This window comes from Candidatus Thermoplasmatota archaeon (assembly GCA_034660695.1).
Lineage (GTDB): Archaea > Thermoplasmatota > E2 > UBA202 > DSCA01 > JAYEJS01.
Window position 1 is genome coordinate 1 of record JAYEJS010000118.1, and the last position, 5,194, is coordinate 5,194.

General features: G+C 40.9%; 6 protein-coding genes and 1 pseudogene. 2 read left to right on the forward strand and 5 right to left on the reverse strand.

Features of this window, described 5'->3' with window-relative positions; genetic code table 11:
• Nucleotides 1-13 precede the first annotated feature (13 nt).
• The gene (locus U9O96_06130) at nt 14-1,390 is read right to left on the reverse strand and encodes a transposase (GenBank protein MEA2054672.1); all 1,377 of its coding nucleotides are present in this window, start codon (nt 1,388-1,390) and stop codon (nt 14-16) included.
• Nucleotides 1,391-1,669: 279 nt separating this feature from the next.
• Here U9O96_06130 and U9O96_06135 point away from each other — a divergent pair.
• Nucleotides 1,670-1,837, forward strand: a pseudogene (locus U9O96_06135) (type II toxin-antitoxin system HicA family toxin).
• Between the two features lie 49 nt (nt 1,838-1,886).
• On the opposite strand, the gene fen reads toward U9O96_06135, so the two are convergent.
• Genes fen through U9O96_06150 form a run of 3 tightly spaced genes read right to left on the reverse strand, consistent with a single transcriptional unit; the run spans nt 1,887 to nt 3,973 of the window.
• Nucleotides 1,887-2,906, reverse strand: coding sequence for a flap endonuclease-1 (gene fen / locus U9O96_06140; protein ID MEA2054673.1), 1,020 nt, complete (start codon nt 2,904-2,906; stop codon nt 1,887-1,889).
• The gene (locus U9O96_06145) at nt 2,896-3,282 is read right to left on the reverse strand and encodes a Holliday junction resolvase-like protein (protein MEA2054674.1); all 387 of its coding nucleotides are present in this window, start codon (nt 3,280-3,282) and stop codon (nt 2,896-2,898) included. The genes fen and U9O96_06145 overlap by 11 nt, the downstream gene beginning before the upstream one ends.
• 1 nt (nt 3,283) lies before the next feature.
• On the reverse strand, nt 3,284-3,973 hold the full coding sequence (locus tag U9O96_06150; protein ID MEA2054675.1) for a glycosyltransferase family 2 protein: 690 nt from the start codon (nt 3,971-3,973) through the stop codon (nt 3,284-3,286).
• Nucleotides 3,974-4,056: 83 nt separating this feature from the next.
• Here U9O96_06150 and pdxS point away from each other — a divergent pair, with 83 nt between their 5' ends.
• Entirely contained in the window at nt 4,057-4,965 is a 909-nt protein-coding gene (pdxS, locus tag U9O96_06155; protein MEA2054676.1) for a pyridoxal 5'-phosphate synthase lyase subunit PdxS, read from the forward strand.
• Between the two features lie 43 nt (nt 4,966-5,008).
• Here pdxS and U9O96_06160 read toward each other — a convergent pair.
• The coding region (locus U9O96_06160; protein ID MEA2054677.1) for a KamA family radical SAM protein at nt 5,009-5,194 on the reverse strand (186 nt) is incomplete at its 5' end.

The following is a 5,194-nucleotide window of genomic DNA, read 5'->3' on the forward strand; positions in this document are numbered from 1 at the left end:
ACCTAAGTTTTCCCTAATTTTTATACACTACACCTAACCCATCCAAGATTTTTTCCTGAATCTTTTCAAGAGTCACCGTAGTACTCCATTCAAAATTAGATTCACTATCTTTCAGACGGACCTTATATCCATGTTTAAGTTTATCCAAGGCTTCAGGAGCACTTATTTCTAACTTTTTTACCTTATACCCAAGTAAGGAAAGGACGACATACGACAAATAACAAATCTTAACGTGTCCTTCAACATGCGTTTTTAACCATACTCTTATCGGTCTTAAACCAAGTATGCCTTTCAACTGTTTGAAAGATTTCTCAATCACATCTTTATCAAAGTATTTCTTAACCACCGTTTTGTCATCCATTGAAGTCGTATGGAAAATTAGGGAATAACCGAGAAATTTTGCTTTTTCATCAATACCTCCCTTCTCATAATGAATCTCTCTTCTTACAACTTCTAGAGATGGGTTATAGACAATCAATAGTTTTCCAGAATTCCACTTGAATGATGTCACATACACATGGGTATTCTTCAGGCTCACTCTGTGTCGTTTTGTGTACAACTCCTCTCTGTCTACTCTATTCAAAAAATTGGTTTTGAAGAACTGTGTTTTTTTCACACCACAGATTACATCGGTATGGACACCGAGAAGAGAATCAATATTGTCTTTGGAATACATCCCACGGTCCATTATGATCGAAGACAACCTTCTCGCTCTCATCTCCACAAGCATATCCTTAAAAATCTTTATATTGGAAATATTTCCGGGATATTGCTTGTGAAATATGGGAAAACTATATGTTTCGGTAACAGCAAGACCAATCTGAATCAATTTTTTATATTTACCATCCTTTCCCCGTCTAGATTTCACATCACACGTATTCCCCTCAAAATAGGTATCAGTAACATCTATGATGACTCCCGTCTTTACGTTCTCATACTCCTTAAGGAGTCTATAAATCTCAATTTCAACATCTTCAAATTTCAAATCATTAATTTCTTCTAACGTCTGATAGAGAATCTTTGTTGAAACATCATCTGCCTCTAAAACTCTGGGGATCTCTGTATGTTTAAGCCAGTCCCCGAGTTTATTCACACTTAACTTTTCTAAAAGATGCGAATAGACAAAAACCAAGATATATTTTGCATTTTCTCCCAGTATCTGTTTAAGATTCAATTCCTCTGCTATCTTATCTACAGCAAGAACATCCAGATAACGAGTTACTTTCTCAACGTTCAGCTTATTGGTCTTTACTCTCCTTACCACCTCACCATCAACTTCTTTTCCTATATACCGAATAACTCTCTGTACAACCTTACCCTTCACCCTTGTATTCTCTACCTCTGCTAAATATGTCCCACTCTTCTTCTTAATCTTTCTTATGAACGTCATGTAATGTATAAAGTATACACTACAACTATAAAGTTTTTGCCTTATTTCTTCTGTAAAATTACGTAGTGTGAAAAATCAAGAAAAATCTAGGTAATGAAGATATTGCTTTCATAATAATAGCCATCCCAAACATAAATGGTATCACTAGGGTCTGCTGCATCTACCGCTTCCTGTATGGATGTGCCATTCCACTCGCCTTCATCAAATTGTTCATTGCCGTTTTCATCAATGAAAACAAAGGCCTAAACTTCCCGTTCTGTCAGCTAATTTGGATTTCAAGTTTATCGTCAAACTGGGAGTTACATCCATTTGTGGAACAAAGAGCGAAAAACACTCATTACAGTTCCAAATCACCCAGAATTAGCTAAAGGAACGCTGATCTCTGTTATGAAACAAACAAAAATAAAGCGGGAAGATTTCCTTTCAAAAATGAGTAGGAAAAGATAATAAGTCAACGATTTTGTAAGAGTAGAGACTCATCCAGATGCCTTATTTTTTAAAACTCTAACAGGTTTTTTTGTTTAAACGATTCTGAAAAAACCTTGAATTTTTTTATAGTATGGCTTACTCGCTCCTCGCTGAACTGGTGTTTATTGCACAGAAAATCAATGGTTTCATCCTCATCTATTTTTTTCCATTCAATAGAGTAGTCGTTTGTCACTGAAGGATTCAAAAAAATATTTCTTATTTCCTGTAGATTTGTCATTTCCCCAATCTTTCCAGCCTTTACCGCTTCCTCAATTTTTCCGTATTCTTTTATTAATTTCAAAGCCTTCATGGGGCCAATTCCCTTTACACCCTTGTTAAAATCTGTACCGACCAAAATTGCCATATCTATCAACTGCTCTCTCATTATTTCGTTAGCCGACAGCACTTCCTGCAGAATAATTCTTTCTGGAGAAACATCCATCCACTTCTGCCTGCCAGGAAGTTTTCTCCTTCCGGTTATTGCCATGTTTCTTAAAAGCGTGGGAGCGCCGAAAAGCAAACAATCAAAATCCTGAGAACACGTGGCATCAGCATCTCCCTTCATATTCATGAATGATGCCTGAGCTTCGCCCTCCCCCGGCGCCTCTATGTAGGGTATGGCCAATGCCTGCAGCAATTTTTTTGCATCGTTTACCCTTTCCTCATTTAGAATAGAGGTTTGCTGGGCTTTTTTTCTCGCCTCTTCCATGTCACCTTTTTCTAAGGCTTTTTCCCACTCTTCCATGGCCTTCTTCTTCACCACACTTCTTTCGCGCAGGGTTTCCATTTTCAAGGGATGGGGCTTCCCGTCGAAAACATATACCGGCTTTATCCCAAGCTCGACCATATTTGCCGTTCTATAAAGCAAGCCGGTGAGATGAGACGTTATGTTCCCTTCCGCATCTTTTAGAGGTGTACCGTCCCTCTGCCTTATTATCGATAAAAACTGATAAAGGGCATTGTGCGCATCTATCGCTATTATCTTTCCCTTCAATTCCTCGAGCGATATGACTCTTGGATTTGCCAGGGATTTCAAATTAACTCCCATTTTTTGCCTCAAAGACGTACCAGCCCACTTTTTTTTCCTCCACCATTTTCTTTATTTTCTTCTGCTCATCGCTCAGCTTTCCTCCAGCACTCTTAAATTCAACTAAATAAATGCCTTCCTCGTCAAACTGGATGCCGTCTATGGGCGAGCCGATGAAACGGAATTTTTTCCAGTTGAACGGATAACTTTCCATAAAAGGTGCAAACTGTTCCGTTATTTTTCCATAGGTAGACGACAACGACCGTTTTTTTTCTTCAATTTCTTTTACCCTGTCCTTCCATGGCTGCACTGCCTGACGGTAAATTATCGCAATGCCCCCCAGGAATCCGGCCATCATTCCCAGAAGAAATACCCATAAGGCCATAAAAGGATCCATTTTATCTGCACCTCTTTTTTATCAGGAATTTTAAATTTTTCCATCCATCGGCAAAGGACTCGATTTTCGCCTCCCCTTTCCTTTCAAAAAGATGAGAGGGCACTTCCTTTGCCTTTATATCCGGGTGGGAAAACATCTCCATTTTTATTTCCTCACTGAAGGGCATACCGTCATCGAACTCCTCCAAATCCTTCAATTTGTTCAATGCATCCTTTCTAAAAATCCACATGCCAGATTGCGAATCCTTTACTTTCACCCCGTACAGCAGGCGGAGTGTCGAGGAGAGAATGAAATTGCCAAAGAAATGCTTGAAACTCATCGCTTTTTTCCCCAGGTTGGCAAACCTGTTGGTCGTGATGAAGTCCAGATTTTGTTTCAGGAGCATATCCACATATTCGTGAGTAATATGGAATGGATATGTACCGTCTGCATCACCGGTGATTATGATGTTCCCCTCGGCTTCCTTAAGCCCCCTCTTGTATGCCCTTCCATAGCCCTTGCGCGGTTCGACAATAACTTTTGCGCCCTTTTTTTCTGCTATTTCCCTTGTTCTATCCTTTGAGTTTCCATCGATGACGAGCACCTCTACATCCGATTCTCTCTTTTCGAACTCTTTCATATCAATGCTGTCCAGTGTTACTCCAATGCCTTCTTCCTCGTTCAGCGTGGGGATTACGATACTTACCTTCATTACCCAGCCATCCGCTCATTCCTTAAAATTGTTTTGATAACCCTCCCACAAAATTTATAAAACAAGGCCCCTATATTCCAGCCATGCCACTGAATCTTGATTTGGAAGGTCTGATGTACGGAACAGAGCTGGTAAAGCGTGGTTTTGCCAAAATGCAGAAAGGAGGAGTAATCATGGACGTCACAACTCCGAAGCAGGCTATTACGGCTGAAGAGGCAGGGGCCGTTGCGGTCATGGCTCTTGAACGTGTTCCTGCAGACATACGTGCCACCGGCGGTGTTGCAAGAATGGCTGATCCAAAAATCATATGCGATATTATGGATGCGGTTTCGATTCCAGTTATGGCAAAATGCAGAATAGGGCATATTGCCGAGGCAAGGATACTGGAAAACATCGGTGTGGACATGATAGACGAAAGCGAAGTTCTCACACCTGCTGACCCGTTCCATCACATATGGAAACATGATTTTGAAACACCATTTGTATGCGGTGCCCGTGATCTGGGAGAAGCGCTGCGCAGGATTAACGAAGGAGCGGCAACGATAAGAACAAAAGGTGAGGCAGGTACAGGCAACGTAATTGAGGCAGTCCGCCATCGACGGGTCATATTCAACCAGATAACGGAATTGAAAGAAAAGGATGACAACGAGTTGGAGGAAGTGGCAAGAAAAATAGAGGCACCTTTTGACCTAGTAAAGGAAACAGCGAAGAGACAGCGTCTGCCGGTTGTTGATTTTGCTGCCGGCGGTATTGCTACACCCGCAGATGCGGCACTCATGATGCAGCTGGGAAATGATGGTGTATTCGTAGGCTCCGGCATATTCAAATCAACAAACCCCTCGAAGATGGCAAAAGCTATAGTGGATGCAGTAGCACATTTCGATGATGCTTCTATACTCACAGAGATTTCACGCGGGCTGGGAAAGGCAATGATGGGCATGACCATAGAGGAAATCCCGCAGGGCGAGAGGATGCAGGAAAGAGGGTGGTAAGGAGCTAACACTACTCACTTACCATTTAACGCATTTGCCATACTTATTGTAAATCATCTAGCCATACTGCTGTCTTGTTTAGCTTCTTCTTGAAAAATTTTCCGGTATTCTTAGCATTTTCTGCCTGATGGTATTTTAAATAAATTTCGTCGTTCGTAATCCCCATAATCTCTATTTTCCCTGTCTTGTGTGACATAACATATCTAAATCTCTTGCTATGCCCATTAAG